Origin of the sequence: Allobosea sp. (assembly GCF_017308075.1) — a bacterium.
Classification (GTDB): Bacteria; Pseudomonadota; Alphaproteobacteria; order Rhizobiales; family Beijerinckiaceae; genus Allobosea.
Genome location: NZ_JAFKFX010000033.1, coordinates 45,767 through 60,789, shown reverse-complemented (window position 1 = coordinate 60,789; position 15,023 = coordinate 45,767). Strand labels below are relative to the sequence as shown.

General features: G+C 67.3%; 17 protein-coding genes. 6 read left to right on the top strand and 11 right to left on the bottom strand.

From position 1 onward, the window contains the following. Positions 1-4: 4 nt before the first annotated feature. The 3 genes from J0J10_RS15970 to dctP form a co-directional block, all read right to left on the bottom strand. On the bottom strand, positions 5-1,297 hold the full coding sequence (locus J0J10_RS15970) for a TRAP transporter large permease (RefSeq protein WP_291647398.1): 1,293 nt from the start codon (positions 1,295-1,297) through the stop codon (positions 5-7). Then, positions 1,294-1,812 carry a TRAP transporter small permease gene (locus J0J10_RS15965; RefSeq protein ID WP_291647397.1) on the bottom strand — a complete coding sequence of 173 codons (519 nt, stop codon included), beginning with the start codon at positions 1,810-1,812 and terminating at the stop codon, positions 1,294-1,296. Before J0J10_RS15965 ends, J0J10_RS15970 begins: the two co-directional genes overlap by 4 nt. Before the next feature lie 227 nt (positions 1,813-2,039). Next, entirely contained in the window at positions 2,040-3,029 is a 990-nt protein-coding gene (dctP, locus tag J0J10_RS15960) for a TRAP transporter substrate-binding protein DctP (RefSeq protein WP_291647396.1), read from the bottom strand. A 217-nt stretch (positions 3,030-3,246) separates the two neighbouring features. Here dctP and J0J10_RS15955 point away from each other — a divergent pair, with 217 nt between their 5' ends. Then, positions 3,247-3,918, top strand: coding sequence for a GntR family transcriptional regulator (locus J0J10_RS15955; RefSeq protein ID WP_291647395.1), 672 nt, complete (start codon positions 3,247-3,249; stop codon positions 3,916-3,918). 210 nt (positions 3,919-4,128) lie between these two features. Here the strand turns inward: J0J10_RS15955 and J0J10_RS15950 are convergent, their stop codons facing one another. Next, positions 4,129-5,502 carry a serine hydrolase domain-containing protein gene (locus J0J10_RS15950; RefSeq protein WP_291647394.1) on the bottom strand — a complete coding sequence of 458 codons (1,374 nt, stop codon included), beginning with the start codon at positions 5,500-5,502 and terminating at the stop codon, positions 4,129-4,131. Positions 5,503-5,679: 177 nt separating this feature from the next. Between J0J10_RS15950 and J0J10_RS15945 the strand changes: the two genes are divergently transcribed. Beyond that, on the top strand, positions 5,680-5,892 hold the full coding sequence (locus J0J10_RS15945; RefSeq protein WP_066469761.1) for a DUF3126 family protein: 213 nt from the start codon (positions 5,680-5,682) through the stop codon (positions 5,890-5,892). A 276-nt stretch (positions 5,893-6,168) separates the two neighbouring features. Here J0J10_RS15945 and J0J10_RS15940 read toward each other — a convergent pair whose 3' ends face one another. After that, complete coding sequence (locus J0J10_RS15940; RefSeq protein ID WP_291647393.1) at positions 6,169-6,894, bottom strand: hypothetical protein; 726 nt, start codon at positions 6,892-6,894, stop codon at positions 6,169-6,171. A 203-nt stretch (positions 6,895-7,097) separates the two neighbouring features. Between J0J10_RS15940 and J0J10_RS15935 the strand changes: the two genes are divergently transcribed. Beyond that, on the top strand, positions 7,098-7,427 hold the full coding sequence (locus tag J0J10_RS15935; protein ID WP_291647392.1) for a DUF6949 family protein: 330 nt from the start codon (positions 7,098-7,100) through the stop codon (positions 7,425-7,427). A 55-nt stretch (positions 7,428-7,482) separates the two neighbouring features. After that, positions 7,483-8,013 (top strand): gamma carbonic anhydrase family protein, encoded by a 531-nt coding sequence (locus tag J0J10_RS15930; RefSeq protein ID WP_291638512.1) that lies wholly within the window; start codon positions 7,483-7,485, stop codon positions 8,011-8,013. A gap of 204 nt (positions 8,014-8,217) precedes the next feature. Here J0J10_RS15930 and J0J10_RS15925 read toward each other — a convergent pair whose 3' ends face one another. The 3 genes from J0J10_RS15925 to J0J10_RS15915 all read right to left on the bottom strand — a co-directional run bounded on the left by J0J10_RS15925 (position 8,218) and on the right by J0J10_RS15915 (position 10,493). Then, positions 8,218-8,850 (bottom strand): transglutaminase-like cysteine peptidase, encoded by a 633-nt coding sequence (locus J0J10_RS15925; protein WP_291647391.1) that lies wholly within the window; start codon positions 8,848-8,850, stop codon positions 8,218-8,220. 390 nt (positions 8,851-9,240) lie between these two features. Next, a complete protein-coding gene (locus tag J0J10_RS15920; protein ID WP_291647390.1) occupies positions 9,241-9,855 on the bottom strand; it encodes a PilZ domain-containing protein in 615 nt (204 codons plus the stop codon). A 65-nt stretch (positions 9,856-9,920) separates the two neighbouring features. Then, positions 9,921-10,493, bottom strand: coding sequence for a PAS domain-containing protein (locus J0J10_RS15915; protein ID WP_291638509.1), 573 nt, complete (start codon positions 10,491-10,493; stop codon positions 9,921-9,923). Positions 10,494-10,881: 388 nt separating this feature from the next. Between J0J10_RS15915 and J0J10_RS15910 the strand changes: the two genes are divergently transcribed. Both J0J10_RS15910 and J0J10_RS15905 read left to right on the top strand, forming a co-directional pair. Continuing rightward, complete coding sequence (locus tag J0J10_RS15910; RefSeq protein WP_291647389.1) at positions 10,882-11,703, top strand: rhomboid family intramembrane serine protease; 822 nt, start codon at positions 10,882-10,884, stop codon at positions 11,701-11,703. Between the two features lie 175 nt (positions 11,704-11,878). Beyond that, entirely contained in the window at positions 11,879-12,310 is a 432-nt protein-coding gene (locus tag J0J10_RS15905; RefSeq protein WP_291638507.1) for a CBS domain-containing protein, read from the top strand. 158 nt (positions 12,311-12,468) lie between these two features. On the opposite strand, the gene J0J10_RS15900 is transcribed toward J0J10_RS15905, so the two are convergent. From J0J10_RS15900 to folE, 3 genes are all read right to left on the bottom strand, one after another. Continuing rightward, positions 12,469-13,431: a patatin-like phospholipase family protein gene (locus J0J10_RS15900; protein WP_291647388.1), complete on the bottom strand. Its 963-nt coding sequence runs from the start codon at positions 13,429-13,431 to the stop codon at positions 12,469-12,471. A gap of 194 nt (positions 13,432-13,625) precedes the next feature. Then, positions 13,626-14,030 (bottom strand): phosphoribosyl-AMP cyclohydrolase, encoded by a 405-nt coding sequence (hisI, locus tag J0J10_RS15895; protein WP_291633083.1) that lies wholly within the window; start codon positions 14,028-14,030, stop codon positions 13,626-13,628. Positions 14,031-14,221: 191 nt separating this feature from the next. Beyond that, complete coding sequence (gene folE / locus J0J10_RS15890; RefSeq protein WP_291633086.1) at positions 14,222-14,863, bottom strand: GTP cyclohydrolase I FolE; 642 nt, start codon at positions 14,861-14,863, stop codon at positions 14,222-14,224. Positions 14,864-15,023: the final 160 nt, after the last annotated feature.

The following is a 15,023-nucleotide window of genomic DNA, read 5'->3' as shown; positions in this document are numbered from 1 at the left end:
GGGTTCAGCCCTGGTAGCCCATCAGCCGGGGCAGCCAGAGCACGAGCTCGGGGGTGAAGGTGATGAGGGCCAGCGCCACCAGCATCGCCCAGAGGAAGGGCATGCATTCGCGGACGATGTCGCGCAGCGGGACGCCGGTGATGTTGGTCATGACGAAGAGCAGCAGGCCATAGGGCGGGGTGATCAGCCCGAGCATGATGTTGACCACCACGACGACGCCGAAATGCACCATGTCGATGCCGAGCGCCTTGGCGGTCGGGATGAAGACCGGCACGACGATCAGCAGGATCGCGGTGCCTTCGAGTAGGCAGCCCAGGACGAGCAGGATCAGGTTGACCAGGACCAGGAAGCCGATCGGCGAAAGATCCCAGCCGGAGAGGAAGACCTTCAGGCTCTCCGGGATGTTCTCGATGGTGACGACGTAGTTGAAGACCAGAGCGCCGGCGATCAGCATGCCGATCGAGGCGGTGGTGCGCGCGCTGTAGGCGAGCGAGGCGTAGAAGGCGCGCAGCGAGACGCTGCGATAGAGCAGCACCGAGATCGCCAGAGCGTAGGCCGCAGCGACGGCGGCGGCCTCGGTCGGCGTGGTCGCGCCGCCATAGATGCCGCCGAGCAGGACGACCGGCATCATCAGCGCCGGGAAGGCGCGCCAGGTGATGCCGGGGAGCTTGCGCAACGGCACCGGAGCCTCGACCGGGAAATTGCGGCGGCGCGCGGTGGCGCCGATCAGGCTCATCTGCGCCAGGGCCATCAGCAGGCCGGGGATCACGCCGCCGAGGAAGAGGAAGCCGATCGAGGCGTCCGAGACCAGCGCATAGAGCACCATCGGGATCGAAGGCGGGATGATCGGGCCGATCACGGCCGTCGCCGCCGTCAGCGCCGCGGCGAAGCTCGGCGGGTACTTGCCGTCCTTGGTCATCATCGCCTGCATCATCCGCCCCGTGCCGGCGGCGTCGGCGATGGCGGAGCCGGACATGCCGGCGAAGATCACGCTCTGGACGACGTTGACCTGGGCGAGGCCGCCGCGGAAACGGCCGACCAGCGCATCGCAGAAGCGCAGCAGACGCTCGGTCATGCTGCCGATGTTCATCAGCTCCGCCGCCAGGATGAAGAGCGGTACGGCGAGGATGACGTAGTTGGTGTACATGCCGTTGAGCAACTGCTCGGCGGCGATGGAGAGATCCTGGCCGGCGAGCAGCAGATAGAAGATCGAGCCGGCGATCATGGCATGGCCGATCGGCAGGCCGAGCAGCGACAGGGCGACGATCGTCGCGATGCAGAGAGCGAAGGGGCTCATACGCCGGAGCCCGCCTTGGTCGGGTCGAAGGCCTCCGGCGCCTTGCCGCGCAGTGCCTGCCAGCACAGCCAGAGATAGCGGGCGATCGCGGCGACCGCGAAGGCGAGATAGATCGAATAGACCCAGTTGAAGGGCAGCTTCAGATAGGCGGTGCGCTCGACCTTCATGAAGGAAACATAGTCGGCCATCGCCGGCAGCGAGATCGTGTAGAGCACGATCAGCGGCACGGCGGTGATGACCGCCATGACCCGCCGGGCTTTGGGGCCGACCGCGCCATAGATGATGTCGAAGCGGATCTCGTCGCTCTCGCGGGTGACGAAGGCGGCCCCGAACAGCACCAGCCAGAGCCAGAGCAGAACGCTGATCTCATGCGTCCAACCGATCGGCAGGTTGAAGACGTAGCGGAAGACGATCTGCACGAGGAACACGGCGAACATCGCGCCGAGCATCAGCACGAGAACATTCTCGGCGCGGCGCGCCAGCCAGGCTCCGAGCGGTTTCAGCGAGCGCAGCATCGGTCCTCCCGTTAAATTCGGCCCGCCGACCCCTCAATCGGCGGGCCGCGCCGGCCTCGAAGGGCTGGCGCTGAAACTGGGTCGCCCGGCGCACCGGCAGAAGGCGGCAGATGACGGAGCCCGCGCCGGTGAGCCCGCAGGGCAGGCTGACCGGATCATGGGTTCCCCATCGATGGTTCAAAAGGCGGAGCTGCCGGCCGGACCGCCCCGACCCGGCCGGGACGGCTCTAGAGCGCGTTGATCTTGTCGAGCATGCCCGGCGTCCAGCCCTTGGCGAGGTCGGAGGCGAGGTATTTCTGCTGGGCGAAGTCGCGGAAGGCCTTGAGGTTGGGCGTGTAGACCTCGAGCCCCTGCTTCTTGAAGAAGTCGACGAGCTCGGTCTCCTTGGCGAGGTGCTCCTTGGTGCTCCAGTCGATCGCGGCATCGGCGGCGGCCTGGAAGGCGGCCTGCTTCTTGGCATCCATGCCGTCCCAGACGCGCTTGGTGACGCAGAGCAGATCGAAGCCGACGAGATGCGAGGTCAGCACGATCTGCGAGGAGACCTCGTAGAACTTCATGTTCTGGACGTTGGGCAGCGGATTGTCCTGGCCGTCGATCGCGCCGCTCTGCAGGCCGGTATAGACCTCGGCATAGGCCATCGGCGTCGGATTGGCGCCGAGAGACTGACCGAGGAACTGCCAGGCGTCGCCGCCCGGCATGCGCAGCTTGATGCCGGCCATGTCGGCGGGGGTGTTGATCTTCTTCTTCGGCTTCAGGCCGACCTGGCGGGCACCGAAATAGGTCGGGCCGAGGATTTTGATGTTGAGCTTGTCCTCGGCCATCTTCTTGAGCTCGGCCCCGACCGGGCTGGCGAAGACCTTCTTGAGATGGCCGGCGTCGCGGAAGAGATAGGCCGAGGTGACGATCGACCAGGCCGGGATCTGGTTCGAGACGTCCTGCGGCGCGATGTTCCCCATTTCGAGGTTGTTGCGCTGCATCGCGACCAGCTCGGTGCCCTGCTTGAACAGGTTGCCGCCGTAATAGGGCTGGAGCGTGAAGTCCTCTTTGATGGCCTCGCCGAACTTCTTCATCATCTCGGCGCGGATGTCCTGCTCGGAGAACACCGCGGAGAAGCGCAGATTGGGCTTGGCCTGGGCCATGGCCGCGCCGGTGAGGCCCATCGTCGCCGCAGCGGCGCCGCCGGCGAGCAAGGCGCGCCTGTCGATCCTGAATGTCATGCCGATCCCTCCCTCATGGCGGCTTATCGCTCCGCCTATTGCCGGCACTATCGCCAGAGGTTGGAAACTGCGCAACCTCGATTTTTGCTTTCATATGAGATTTTCGGTTTCGACATAGGATTGTCTATTGCGCTGAGGCTGCGCTAGCATCGGCCGGCGGCACGGGCGGGAGCTTCGGTGCCGGCATGATCCGTTCACCCGCATCGAGGCCGTGAAGATGCTCACCATCGCCCCGCCGGACGCGTCTGTCGGAGAGCTGGCTTATCGCCGTATCCGCGCCGACATCATCTTCGGCAGGCTGGCGCCGGGGCAGAAGCTCAAGCTCGAGGTGCTGCGCGAGGGCTATGGCGCCAGCGTCAGCACTTTGCGCGAATTGCTGAACCGGCTCGCCTCGGAAGGGCTGATCGCGGCCGAGGGCCAGAAGGGCTTCATGGTCTCGCCGGTCTCGGCGACCAATCTGCGCGAGATCGCGGCGATGCGGCTGCTGCTCGAAGGCCACGCGCTGGCCCAGTCCTTCGAAGCCGGCGACATGGAGTGGGAGGGACGCGTCGTCGCCGCCCATCACAAGCTCGCCCAGATGGAGCGGCGCATGCTGGAGCAGGACCGCGCCGATGCCGAGCTCTGGAAGCGCTATGACTGGGAGTTCCACCACGCGCTGATCTCGGCCTGCGGCTCGCAGGTGCTGCTCGAGACCCATGCCGCGATCTACGACAAATATCTGCGCTACCAGATGGTCGCGGTGATCTTTCGCGGGCAGATCGCCGCCGAGGAGCATCAGATCCTGCTCGATTCCGCGTTGAAGCGCGATCAGGAGCGGGCGGCTGCGGTGCTCGGCACCCATGTCAACGCCTGCGTCGAGCATACGCTGGGATTGAGCAAGCTCGGTTAGCTCCAGCGGTGGGCTGCTTTTGGGCAGCCGCGCGCTTACGATCCGGCGTTTGCTGTCTTCATGCGAAACCTTCGCCGTCATTCCGGCCGCAGCGCAGCGGAGTGCCGGAATCCATCATAGGGCTCAGTGCCTTCCGATGGATTCCGGATCTGCGCGGCTAGCGCCGCTTGTCCGGAATGACGGCGTAGGTTTGGCGAAAAATTCGCAAGGCTAGCCGCTGGCCCCGCCATAGCGCTCAATCATCTCGGCGCGCAGCGCGTCCTCGCCGATCGCCTGGCCGCCGCCGAGCCAGACCGAGGCGACCTTGCCCGCGCCGTCGCGCGCGAGCCGGGCCGGCTCGCCCGGGCTGTTGAAGGCCGAGGCTTTGACGATCCGGCCGCGATCGGGGGCCTCGACCGTGATCTCCGGGGCGTCGAGGAAGGGGGTGAACAGGGCCGGATTGGCGCAGAGCACCTTGCTCTTGCCCGGCACGAGATCGCCGGCTCCCCAGATCGTCCACCAGCGACCGGTCCAGTCCTGCGTCGTCCTGGAGGGGGCGCCGTGCTCGGAGAAGGCCTTGAGGATGTGGACGACGCCGTCGAGCCAGGGATGGGCGAGGCCGTCGATCGCATTGGTCAGCACCGAGACGGTCAGGTCCTGCTCGGGCAGGATGACGGTGCGGGTGATGAAGCCCTGGAAGCCGCCGGAATGGCCGACCCAGTGCCAGTCGCCTTCGCCGCCGGAGATGGTGCCGAGCCCGTAATGCCGGCCGAGGCCGCTTTCGCTGTCCGGCCAGAGCCGGCGCGTCATCTCGCGCCGGCTGAGCGGCGACAGGATGCTGGTTTCGGCGCGCGGCGAAAGCTGCGCGAAGTAACTGGCGACGTCGGCGGCGGTGGCGACGAAGCCGGCGGCGGCGGTCATGGCGTTGCCGGGATTGTCGGCCGGGATCACCACGCGCCGGCCGAGCGGCTGGGTGCCGCTATGGCCCTTGGCCATCGGGCCGGTCCACAGGCCGATATCGGGCTGCGTCTCGCGCAGGCCGGCGGGGGCGACGATCTCGCGGAGAATCCAGTCGGGATAGGTTTCGCCGGTGACCGCCTCGATCACCAGCCCGAGCAGGGCAAAGCCGTGATTGGAGTATTTCAAGCGCTGGGCCGGCGGGTAGACCGGCGGCTGCGCGAGGTCGGCCAGCAATTCCTCGCGGCGGCGATAGGGGCGGCGATCGAAGAACTGGCTGGAATCGGCGCCGTCGCGAACGAGGCCGGCGCTGTTGGAGAGGAGCTGGGTGAGAGTGACCTTCGCGACGTCCTCGTGCAGACCCGGCACATAGGCGCCGACCTCGTCGTCGAGGCGCAGGCGGCCGGCCTCGGCGAGGCGCAGCAGGCCGGCGGCGGTGAAGCTCTTCGAATGCGAGGCGATGCGGAAACCGTGGCGCGGCGTCAGCACCTCGTCGCTGGTGAGGTCGGCCTTGCCGAAGGCGGCCTCGAGCGCGATCTCGCCGCCGCTGGCGATGGCGAGCGCGCAGCCGGGCTGGTCGTGATGGCGACGCTGGAAGGCGAGCCAGCTTCCGATATAGTCGAGGGCGGCGGGCAACCAGGGTTTCATCGCAAGACCTATCCTTCGAGCCGGTTCGGCGGGAACATGTCACGCGCGGCGCCGTTGCGTCAGGTGCTCGGGCGGATGGGCCCATGCAGGTCGTGCTCGTCCGGGGGAGGTGCCGTTTCGCTTGCTCTCGCCGGCCTCGCATGGCATCCGTCCGCCCAACGCAAAAGGATCGCCCACGTGGACAAGACCGAACTCGCCAAGCTCGAAGCCTATCTTCGCCGCACCTTCTCGAACCATCAGATCAGCGTGCGGGCGCGGATGAAGAAGACCGATTCCGCCGAGGTCTACCTCGCCGACGAGTTCATCGGCATCATCCATGTCGACGACGAGGACGGCGACCGCTCCTTCAACTTCACCATGGCGATCCTCGACGTCGATCTCGACGATTGAGGCCGCCGAAGGCTTGGCGGAAACGTGCTTTCCGGCCGAGCCGAGCTCGCCATGCCGGCAGGCGGCGGAGCCGCACAGCACCGGAAACTATCCTGGAACGCCGGAGTCCCGCGCTGGATTCCGGCGTTTCGCTTTGCTCCGGCCGAAATGCCGGCGCTTCCGGCGCTGACCCCTCTATAGCGTCGGACCGAAAGCGGACTCCATTTTTCGGATTATTCCGATTTGATAACAATGTGATAGGTCGCAGCGACCGCGTCCGAGCTGGCGGACGGCGATCTAGCGCACCAGCCGGTCGACGGTGCGGCGGACGCCGCCGAGCATCAGTTCCCAATCGGCGATGATCGCGCGCGGGAAGCGGATGTTCACATCCATGCCGCGATGCCGGAAGGTCACCCGGCAGAGCTCCTCCAGCCCCGAGCCCGGCACCTCGACCGGGCAGCGCGCCGCAAAGCCGCGCCCGTCCGGCACCGAGACGAAGAGTTCGTCGCCTTCGAAAGGCGAGCCCTTGCGGAAGCCGCGCACCACCAGCCCGCCGGGATTGGACCAGACCGTGTGCGTCAGGAAGCGGGCATAGACCGAGAGCTGGGTCGCCGGCTCGTTGACCTTGTCCTGCGGGCTCAGGGTCACCAGCAGCCGGCGACGCGTCTGCGGCGTGACCGGACCGAGATCCGGCCAGGCCAGCCGCAGCCTAGCCATGCCGACGAGGCGGCCTTCCTCGGAATCGGCACCGGTCAGGTTCTCGGGGATCGCCAGCACAGTCGCGCCGACCCGTGTCGCCTGAAGCTCGTCGCCGGTGTCGGGCGGCGCGCGGCTCGCCAGCAGGGCCAGCCCGGTGCCGGCGATGCCGAGGGCGAGCACGGCGCCTGCGAGGCGCAGCAGAGCCCGGTCGCCGCTTGGCAGAACGGGGGCCGGCCGGCGCTGCAGCCGGTGGCGGATCAGCGTCGCGACATCGGCGGCGGCGTGGCCTGGATAGTGGCGTTCCGGTGTGGCGTGAAGGCTCATGGTCGATGCATCCGGGCAGCCGGCGGCGCGGCCTTTGCCAAGACTGAATCAGAGCGGGCTTAACGCGGCGTAAACCATGTTGGCCGGGCCGGACCTCGCCGGCGGGAGGCGGCATGGTTAACCAAAGGTTACGAAGCTGCTTTCCGCCCCGGTCGGCTTGCGTCATGCTCCGGCATCGCCAGTCGCGTGAGGCCCGTGTTCCCGTGTCGCTCGAACCTGCCGCCGTGGAGGCGCTGAAATCGCTGTTCGTCGGCTTCGCCTTCGCCGGGCTGCTGGCCAGCGCCTTCGAGCTGTTCACGCAGCGTCGTGCCGGCTTCGAATTGCTCGAGACCGGCGGGGTGAGGGCGGTGGCGAGCGTCCCGGTCGTCGTCTTCAGCGCGCCCTTCCTGATCATTCGCAATACGGTGATCGGCCGGCGCCTCGAAGGACGCCCCTTCTTCTTCGTGATGGCGGCGAGCATGATCGCCTCGCTGTGGAGCCTGATCAGCGGCCGCGTCGTGCTCGACCTCCTGCTGCTGCTCGGCGCGGCTTGACGGCGGGGGCGCACGCCCTGCAATCCTCGGCTTCCGCCAAACGAGGATCATGCCGATGCCGCTTTATTCGCTCGATGGGACCCAGCCGGAGACACCGCCGGAAGGCGAATGGTGGCTGGCTCCCGACGCCCATGTGATCGGCCGCGTCCGGATCGGCCGCGAGGTCGGGATCTGGTTCGGTGCGGTGCTGCGCGGCGATAATGAGTGGATCGAGATCGGCGAGCGCACCAACATCCAGGAAGGCTGCGTGCTGCACACCGATATGGGCTCGCCGCTCAGCATCGGCGCCGGGTGCACCATCGGCCACCGCGCCATCCTGCATGGCTGCACGATCGGCGAGAACAGCCTGGTCGGCATGGGCGCGACCATCCTCAACGGCGCAAAGATCGGCCGCAACTGCCTGGTCGGCGCCAATGCGCTGGTGACCGAGGGCAAGGAGTTTCCCGACAATTCGCTGATCGTCGGCTCGCCGGCCCGCGCGCTGCGCTCGCTCGACGAGGCCGCCGCCGCTGATCTGGGCGATTCGGCCGCCGGCTATGTCGCGAACTGGAAGCGCTTCGCCGCCGGGCTGAAGCAGATCGACTGAGACCGCCGCCCATCCGAAAACGAAGCGGGCCGGCCCCCCGGGGAAGGGGGCCGGCCCTAGACGTCGCCCGGTCGGGGACGGGTGGGTGGGGACGTGACCGGGTCGCGCCATCGATCCGGCAGGGCGTCAGCGTTATGCGCGTCCGTCGCTGCCATTGTTCTCGATCTGCGCCGGTGTCCCCGTCCGGCGCAGATCCGGTCCAGTTCAGCGCAGCGACGCCACCGTCGGTGTCGACAGGCCGCCGAGCGAGGTCCAGCCGACGCGGGCTTGCGACTCGCGCTTCACATAGGTGTAGCCGGTCTGGCTCCAGGGCAGGATCGCGTTGCGCTTGTTGTCGAGGATGAGGTCGCCGCGATCGGTGCGGATCATCAGCACCGCATGCCCGGCATTGTCCTCGTCGATCACCACGGTGACGCGCATGGCCCGGCGCGGGATGCCGGCCTCGGCGAGGCGCTTGCGCTTCAAGAGCACATAATCCTCGCAGTCGCCCTTGCCGTCGGTCGGAATGTCCCAGCGGTCGACCACGCCCCAGTGATCCTGGTCGGTGATCGCCTCGATCTCGCGATTGGCCTTGAGGTTGGTGGCGACGACGATCTTCCAGAGCTTCGGAGTCATCTCGACCGTGTCGTCTTCCTGCGTGTTCACGGCGCATTCCGACGGGGTGCGCTTGCAGAAATCCGTCCAGGCATAGGGCGCACGGGCATCGCCATTGGCGATGATCGGCGCGCTGGCGACCGGCAAGCCCGCGCTCTGCGACTGAGCCTGTGCCGTGGTGGCGGCCAGACCGATCGCGGCGGCGAGCAGGCAGCTGTTAAATCCCCGAACCTTCGAAAACATGTCGTCCCCTTTCCTGTCCCGGGGATGACTTTGACTTGCGGCTATCCAGATCGCTTGAAGTGAAAGCGAGCAATTTTATCTAAATCGGCTTTTGTGCCGAGCATCCAATTCAGTACAAACCAAGTATAAATCTCATTGTAATAATTTTGAGCGCTCGCGCAAGGATTTGTTAACCAGCCGCGCGCCGTGCCGGTGCAGGGCCGTCACGGCGGACATGATCGGGAACGCAGCGGGGGGAGGCTCGGGGGGCGGGATTCGGCCGCTCGGGCGCAGCGCGGGAAGATCGCATCGGCGGAGCGCCGAGCGTCCTGGCGGGCGCCGCCGGGCGATCCGACGCCCTGTGGGTGGGGATGTTCGGAGCGCTGCGGCCCTTTCGGGGCCGCGGCCGGCTCAGAGCTCGAGATTCTCGTCGAGCAGATCGGCGGAGAGGGGCATCCGGAACTCGGCGGCATAGCCGCCGTCGAAGCGCCGCACGATCCTGGCGGGAGTGTTGCCGAGGCGCACGGGGGTGCCCATCGGTAGCTGGTGGTCGGTGGCGAAAGCGGCGCCGGAGAGCGAGAAGTCGATCAGCCGCACGGAATGCTCGGTGCCGTCCTCCAGCGTCACGACGCAGCGCGGATTGCGCGGCACGACGCGCTCATGGCGACGATCCTCGGGCAGGCCCAGCTCGTCGCGGTTGGCGAGCCAGGTCAGCTGCGCCGTGAACTTCTCGCGCTTGCGGCTCGTCGCGGTGATGGTCATCGCGAAACCGTCCGGCGTATTGCGGACGGCGAAGCCCTCGACGCGGCCGAGATGTTCCAGATAGATGATGACGCGGTCGCCGGCCGAAGGCTTCGCCGGGGCGATGACGCGCAGGCCGCCGGGCGAGATGTCGGTGGTCTGGCAGGGGTATTCCAGGCGGTTCGGCAGCATATAGCGGCCGAGAAGCACGACCTTCATGCGCTGATGGCGCCTGCGCTCGACAGGCGCCGCCGCTCTCCTCTGATTGTTCGGCGCGGTCAGCATGGCAGGTTCCGGTTCTTAACCGGAGTTACCCTAGGGTGACGCTGGTTAAGAGTTGGTTAGCCTTTTCAGGCGCGGCCGCCGGGCAGGAGCAGCAATTTCGGCCGCTTGTCGGAAGCCGGCGTCTCGATCTGGCGAGGAGAAGGGGTTCCGGGCCAGATCATCCTGAGCGAGATCATCCGCATCGAGTCGAGGGTGTCGAGCCCGAGCCATTCCGGCGTCACCGCCGGGGAGAGGGCGCCGAGAACGCGGGCATGGGTGCGGCCACGATAGCGCAGCGGCAGCAGGAGCAGCTCGAGATGCACGCTCGCGCCGGAGATGGTTTCGGCGGACAGCCCGGCGACCGCGCCGGCGGTTTCATCCATCACGGTCTGGACCAGCCGGCGCATCTCACCCTGGGCCTCGACACCGGGCCAGAGCGCGGCGAAGGCGCGGCCGCGCTGCTCGCGGCCGAACAGGGCGCAGAGCCTCGTACCGGCGAGCCGGAAGACCGGGCCGATCGGCTCGTTCTCGAGAACGAAAGTGTCGGCCAGCGCGTGGCGTAGCGCACCGGGCTCGATCTCGCCGCGTTCCGGGGCGTTGCGCTCGCCGCGCAGCTCGTCCCAATAGTTAAAAACCAGACGGGTGCTGGGGTTCTTCATAGCATGGTCCAATCGGGGCCTCGCCCTTCGATCTGTGGCGGATGCGTTCCAAACCGGGGCGCATCCGTGCGAATCGGGGACGTTTGAGTCCTTGGCTGAGCGAGGGACGCAGACTGCGTGCCGGGATGCCATGGCGGCGTGCCGAGATCGGCCGGCAGGGGGTTGTTAGGGTTAACAAATCGTTAGGATTGTGGATAACCGCTTAAAATGCGATCTATTCGGCGTGCGGAATTTGCCGTCGCGCGCTGCGTGCCGGCATCCGGCTCGAAGGGTGGCGTGGGGACGCGACCGGCCAAGGGGGCGGGAAGGGGAGGGCTCGCGCGCTCCCCTTTTCCTTTTCCCGCCTTTGCGATTGTCTGGCGCGCCAGCTTGAGCCAGTGAAGGACCCATGTCCGCGAACCCAGACGATCGCCTCCGGCTCCCTCCGCGCGAGCCCATCCTCAACCTGCCCGCCGCCGTGGTCTGGCTGATCGCGGCGCTGGTTCTGGTGCAGGGCGCGCGCGAATTCCTCGACGCCTATGACGATTTCGTCGTGATGTCCTGGCTCGCCTTCGTCCCGGCGCGGCTGAGCTTATGGCTCGAGCCGGAGCGGCTGAACGAGCTGGTACAGTCGCTCGGTACCTCCGGCAGCACCGAATTCGGCCAGCGTCTGCAATTGATCAGGTTGCTCCTGGCCGATGGTGGCCCGCGTCTGTGGACGCTGGTGAGCTATGGTCTGCTGCACGGTTCCTGGCTGCACCTGGTCTCGAACGTGGTCTGGCTCGCCGCCTTCGGCAGCCCGGTGGCAAGGCGCCTCGGGACTGCGCGCTTCCTCAATTTGATGGCGCTTTCGACGATCGCCGGAGCCTTGCTGCACTGGTGGTCGCGCGAGCTCGACGTGCTGCCGCTGGTCGGCATCTCGGCCGGCGTCTCGGGGGCGACGGCGGCGGCGATCCGCTTCGTCTTCTCGCCGGGCGTGCATTTCGGCGGACTCGGCCATGACGAGGCGGTGCGGGCGATCCCGGCCGAGCCGCTCGGCAGCCTGTGGCGCAATTCGCGGGCGCTCCTGTTCATCGTGATCTGGTTTGTCACCAATATCCTGTTCGGCGCCGGGCTGGTGCCGATCCTCGGCGAGGAGACCAGCATCGCCTGGGAGGCGCATATCGGCGGCTTCGTCGCCGGATTGCTGCTCTTCCCCTTGCTCGATCGCGGGCCGATCCGCCGGCGCTGAGGCCGGCAGCGGGATCGCAAGGACCGCCTTGCCGGCGCCGCAGAGTTCGCCCACATTCGAACCAGTCCAGCGTAACGCCGGATCGCAGATGGGGGCGACCTGTCGGCTGGCGGCGTTGCAGTGGTTCCAGTGGCCTGCGCGCCCTTTGCGGCGCCTATCGTCGGAGGAATACTCGATGAACGTCGCTCATATCCTCGGAAACAAGGGTCACGAAGTCGTCGCGCTGCAGCCGCATCGTACGCTGGGCGAAGCTGCCGGCACGCTCGCCGAAAAGCGCATCGGCGCCGTGGTCGTGACCGGGGCCGATGGCAGCCTGCTCGGCATCCTCTCGGAGCGCGACATCATCAAGGCGCTCGGCGCGAGCGGCGTCGATGCTCTGTCGAGCCCGGTGTCGCGGGCGATGACGGCCAAGGTGGTGACCTGCCGGCTGGAGACCAGCATCGACGAATTGATGGAGATCATGACCTCCGGCCGCTTCCGGCATGTGCCGGTGGTGGAGGATGGGCGCATCGCCGGGATCGTCTCGATCGGCGACGTCGTCAAGCACCGCGTCGCCGAGATCGAGGCCGAGAGCAAGGCGATGCGCGACTATATCGCCATGGCCTGAGCCTGGAGCCCCGATAGCGCGCTCAATTCTCCGCGCGTTGCACTGTCATCCCGGGCTTGTCCCGGGATCCATCGCAGAGCGTCGGAGCCTTCCGATGGATCCGGGATCGGCTCCGCTTCGTGGCTTGTCCGGGATGACGGCGTGGCTCCGCGCCCGCCTCAGGAAAGCGGCACCCGGTTGGCGGCGATGACGGCGGCGATCTCGTCGAGCGCGCGCTCGGTCGCCTGGCGTCCGAGCGCGATCGCCTCTTCGGCACGATGGAAATCGAACAGGCCGACACGGCCGAGCTTCGGGCCGATCATCACATCGGGCGGATCGCCGGCGAGACGCGAGCGCGAGATCCGGTCCTGGGTGATGTTGAAGGCGTCGATCATCACGCCGACCAGACCGGGCTGGTCGTTGTTGCGGCCGGTGAAGCCGCGCACGCGCTCGCGCACGCCGCCGAACCAGCCGGAAACCGCCGGCGCCGGCTCGCTGGCAAAGGTCTCGGGGTCGGGATCGGCACCGTGCGACTGGATGACGGTGCCGCGCCCGGCCATGTCGGTGTTCAGATTGACGCAGAGCACGACATCGGCGCCGAGCGCCCGGGCTGCGGAGACCGGGACCGGATTGACCAGGGCGCCGTCCATCAGCCAGCGGCCGCCGAGCTTGACCGGGTCGAACACGCCGGGCAGCGCGTAGGAGGCGCGCAGGGCATCGACCAGCGAGCCGCGCGTCAGCCAGATCTCGTGGCCGGTGCCGAGCTCGGTCGCGATGGCGGCGAATTTCGGCGGGAGATCGGCGATCTGTAGCCCGGCGAGATCGCGCTCCAGCAGCCGCTTCAGCCGGCCGCCGCCGATCAGCCCGGCGCCGCCGATATGGAAGTCCATCAGCCCGACGACGCGCCGCTTGGTCAGGCTGCGGGCGAATTCGGTGAGTTCCGCGAGCTTGCCGGCCGCGAAGCAGCCGCCGACGACCGCGCCGATCGAGGTGCCGGCGATCACGTCGGGGGCGTAGCCCGCCTCATCCAGGGCCTCGAGGACGCCGATATGGGCCCAGCCGCGGGCGGCGCCGCCGCCGAGCGCCAACCCGACCCGCGGCCGGCCGTAGCGGGCCCCGGTTTGGATGGTGAGATCGTTCATCACAGCTCCGCCGCCGCCCAAGCCGAAAGCGCGCCTGGCAATCTGATCCAGTCTCATTGGCACGGTCCTCCGCGAACCCAGAGAATCGCGCCGGCCGGTGAGCGCCAGGTGAATGCGCCTGGAGCGCGAGGCGGTTACCGGTCGCTTTTGAAATAAATATGAAAGCTTGGTTTAAGGATTGCCAATGCCCTGCCTCAGGCGAGGGTCAGGGGCGCTCCGGCCTCATGGCGCAGCGGCACCGAGCGGTAGAAGCAGCTGCGCCGGTGGGTATGGCAGCAACCGCCATCGCCGCCGACCTCGACCTTGATCCAGAGCGCGTCCTGGTCGCAGTCGACGCGCATCTCGACGATGGTCTGGACCTGGCCCGACGTGTCGCCCTTGTGCCAGAGCTCGCCGCGCGAGCGCGACCAGTACCAGGCCTCGCCGGTCTCGATGCTGCGCTTCAGCGATTCCGCGTTCATATGCGCGACCATCAGCAACTCGCCGGTCTTCGCATCGGTCGCGATGCAGGTGACGAGGCCGTCGCGGTCGAATTTCGGCGCGAGCACGGCGCCCTCTTCGATCGCCCGCTTGTCGGAAAGGGTGGGGAAGGCGGTCATGCTGAGTTTCCTGGGTGGGCCGGTGCCGTTCGTCTGCTCTTGTTGTCATCCCGGACAAGCCGCCTTCGGGTCCTGCCTTTGGCCGGCCCAAGGACAGGCTCCGCGGCGACGACCCGGAAGCCATCGCAGGGCCGCGGCACTCTACGATGGATTCCGGGACTGCGCTGCGCTTGCCCGGAATGGCGGAGTGGTCAAAGCCCCGGCGATTTCACCATTGTGAAGAAGCGGACCTGTTCGGCGGCGTCGCGGAAGCGGCCGGTATACTGCGTCGTCAGGGTCGAGGAGCCCTGCTTCTGCACGCCGCGCATCGACATGCACATATGTTCGGCCTCGACCAGGACGGCGACGCCATGGGGCTTCAGCGACGTCTCGATCGCATGGGCGATCTGGGCGGTCATCGTCTCCTGCGTCTGCAGGCGTCTTGCGAAGACATCGACGACGCGGGCGAGCTTCGACAGGCCGACGACGCCGCCATTCGGGTAGTAGCCGATATGGACCTTGCCGACGAAGGGCACCATGTGGTGCTCGCAATGCGAATGGAACGGGATGTCGCGGACCAGGACCATGTCCTGATAGCCGTCGACCTCCTCGAAGACCCGGTCGAGAATCTCGCCGGCGTCCTGATCATAGCCCCTGTACAGTTCGCGATAGGCCTTGGCGACGCGGGCCGGAGTCTCGAGAAGCCCCTCCCGCGACGGATCGTCGCCCGCCCAGAGAATCAGGGTGCGGACCGCTTCCTCGACCTGAGCCTGCGTCGGCTGGGTGATGATGAACTTGTCTGCGGAGGGGCTGATCGCCCGCTCTACGGACAAGGACTTAACCACATTGTCCATGTGGAGCCTCCCGTTACGGTTTAGCCGGCCTGCTCGTGCGGGCCAGCGTGACAGACAAGTTCGCCCTGCTCGTCCAAAATGCCGGGCGCCCTCCCGGAGAGAGCGCCGGCACTCTATATTGGGTGCGAGAGCCGGCAACTCCAGACCCGGCCGGGGCGGC

Excerpts from the sequence above, each read along its gene's own strand:
- J0J10_RS15970 (WP_291647398.1), bottom strand. The coding sequence starts at position 1,297 with ATGAGCCCCTTCGCTCTCTGCATCGCGACGATCGTCGCCCTGTCGCTG.
- J0J10_RS15910 (WP_291647389.1), top strand. The coding sequence starts at position 10,882 with ATGTCCGCGAACCCAGACGATCGCCTCCGGCTCCCTCCGCGCGAGCCC.
- J0J10_RS15915 (WP_291638509.1), bottom strand. The coding sequence starts at position 10,493 with ATGAAGAACCCCAGCACCCGTCTGGTTTTTAACTATTGGGACGAGCTG.
- J0J10_RS15930 (WP_291638512.1), top strand. The coding sequence starts at position 7,483 with ATGCCGCTTTATTCGCTCGATGGGACCCAGCCGGAGACACCGCCGGAA.
- folE (WP_291633086.1), bottom strand. The coding sequence starts at position 14,863 with ATGGACAATGTGGTTAAGTCCTTGTCCGTAGAGCGGGCGATCAGCCCC.
- J0J10_RS15905 (WP_291638507.1), top strand. The coding sequence starts at position 11,879 with ATGAACGTCGCTCATATCCTCGGAAACAAGGGTCACGAAGTCGTCGCG.
- J0J10_RS15950 (WP_291647394.1), bottom strand. The coding sequence starts at position 5,502 with ATGAAACCCTGGTTGCCCGCCGCCCTCGACTATATCGGAAGCTGGCTC.
- J0J10_RS15955 (WP_291647395.1), top strand. The coding sequence starts at position 3,247 with ATGCTCACCATCGCCCCGCCGGACGCGTCTGTCGGAGAGCTGGCTTAT.
- J0J10_RS15940 (WP_291647393.1), bottom strand. The coding sequence starts at position 6,894 with ATGAGCCTTCACGCCACACCGGAACGCCACTATCCAGGCCACGCCGCC.
- dctP (WP_291647396.1), bottom strand. The coding sequence starts at position 3,029 with ATGACATTCAGGATCGACAGGCGCGCCTTGCTCGCCGGCGGCGCCGCT.
- J0J10_RS15920 (WP_291647390.1), bottom strand. The coding sequence starts at position 9,855 with ATGCTGACCGCGCCGAACAATCAGAGGAGAGCGGCGGCGCCTGTCGAG.
- hisI (WP_291633083.1), bottom strand. The coding sequence starts at position 14,030 with ATGACCGCCTTCCCCACCCTTTCCGACAAGCGGGCGATCGAAGAGGGC.
- J0J10_RS15925 (WP_291647391.1), bottom strand. The coding sequence starts at position 8,850 with ATGTTTTCGAAGGTTCGGGGATTTAACAGCTGCCTGCTCGCCGCCGCG.
- J0J10_RS15900 (WP_291647388.1), bottom strand. The coding sequence starts at position 13,431 with ATGAACGATCTCACCATCCAAACCGGGGCCCGCTACGGCCGGCCGCGG.
- J0J10_RS15965 (WP_291647397.1), bottom strand. The coding sequence starts at position 1,812 with ATGCTGCGCTCGCTGAAACCGCTCGGAGCCTGGCTGGCGCGCCGCGCC.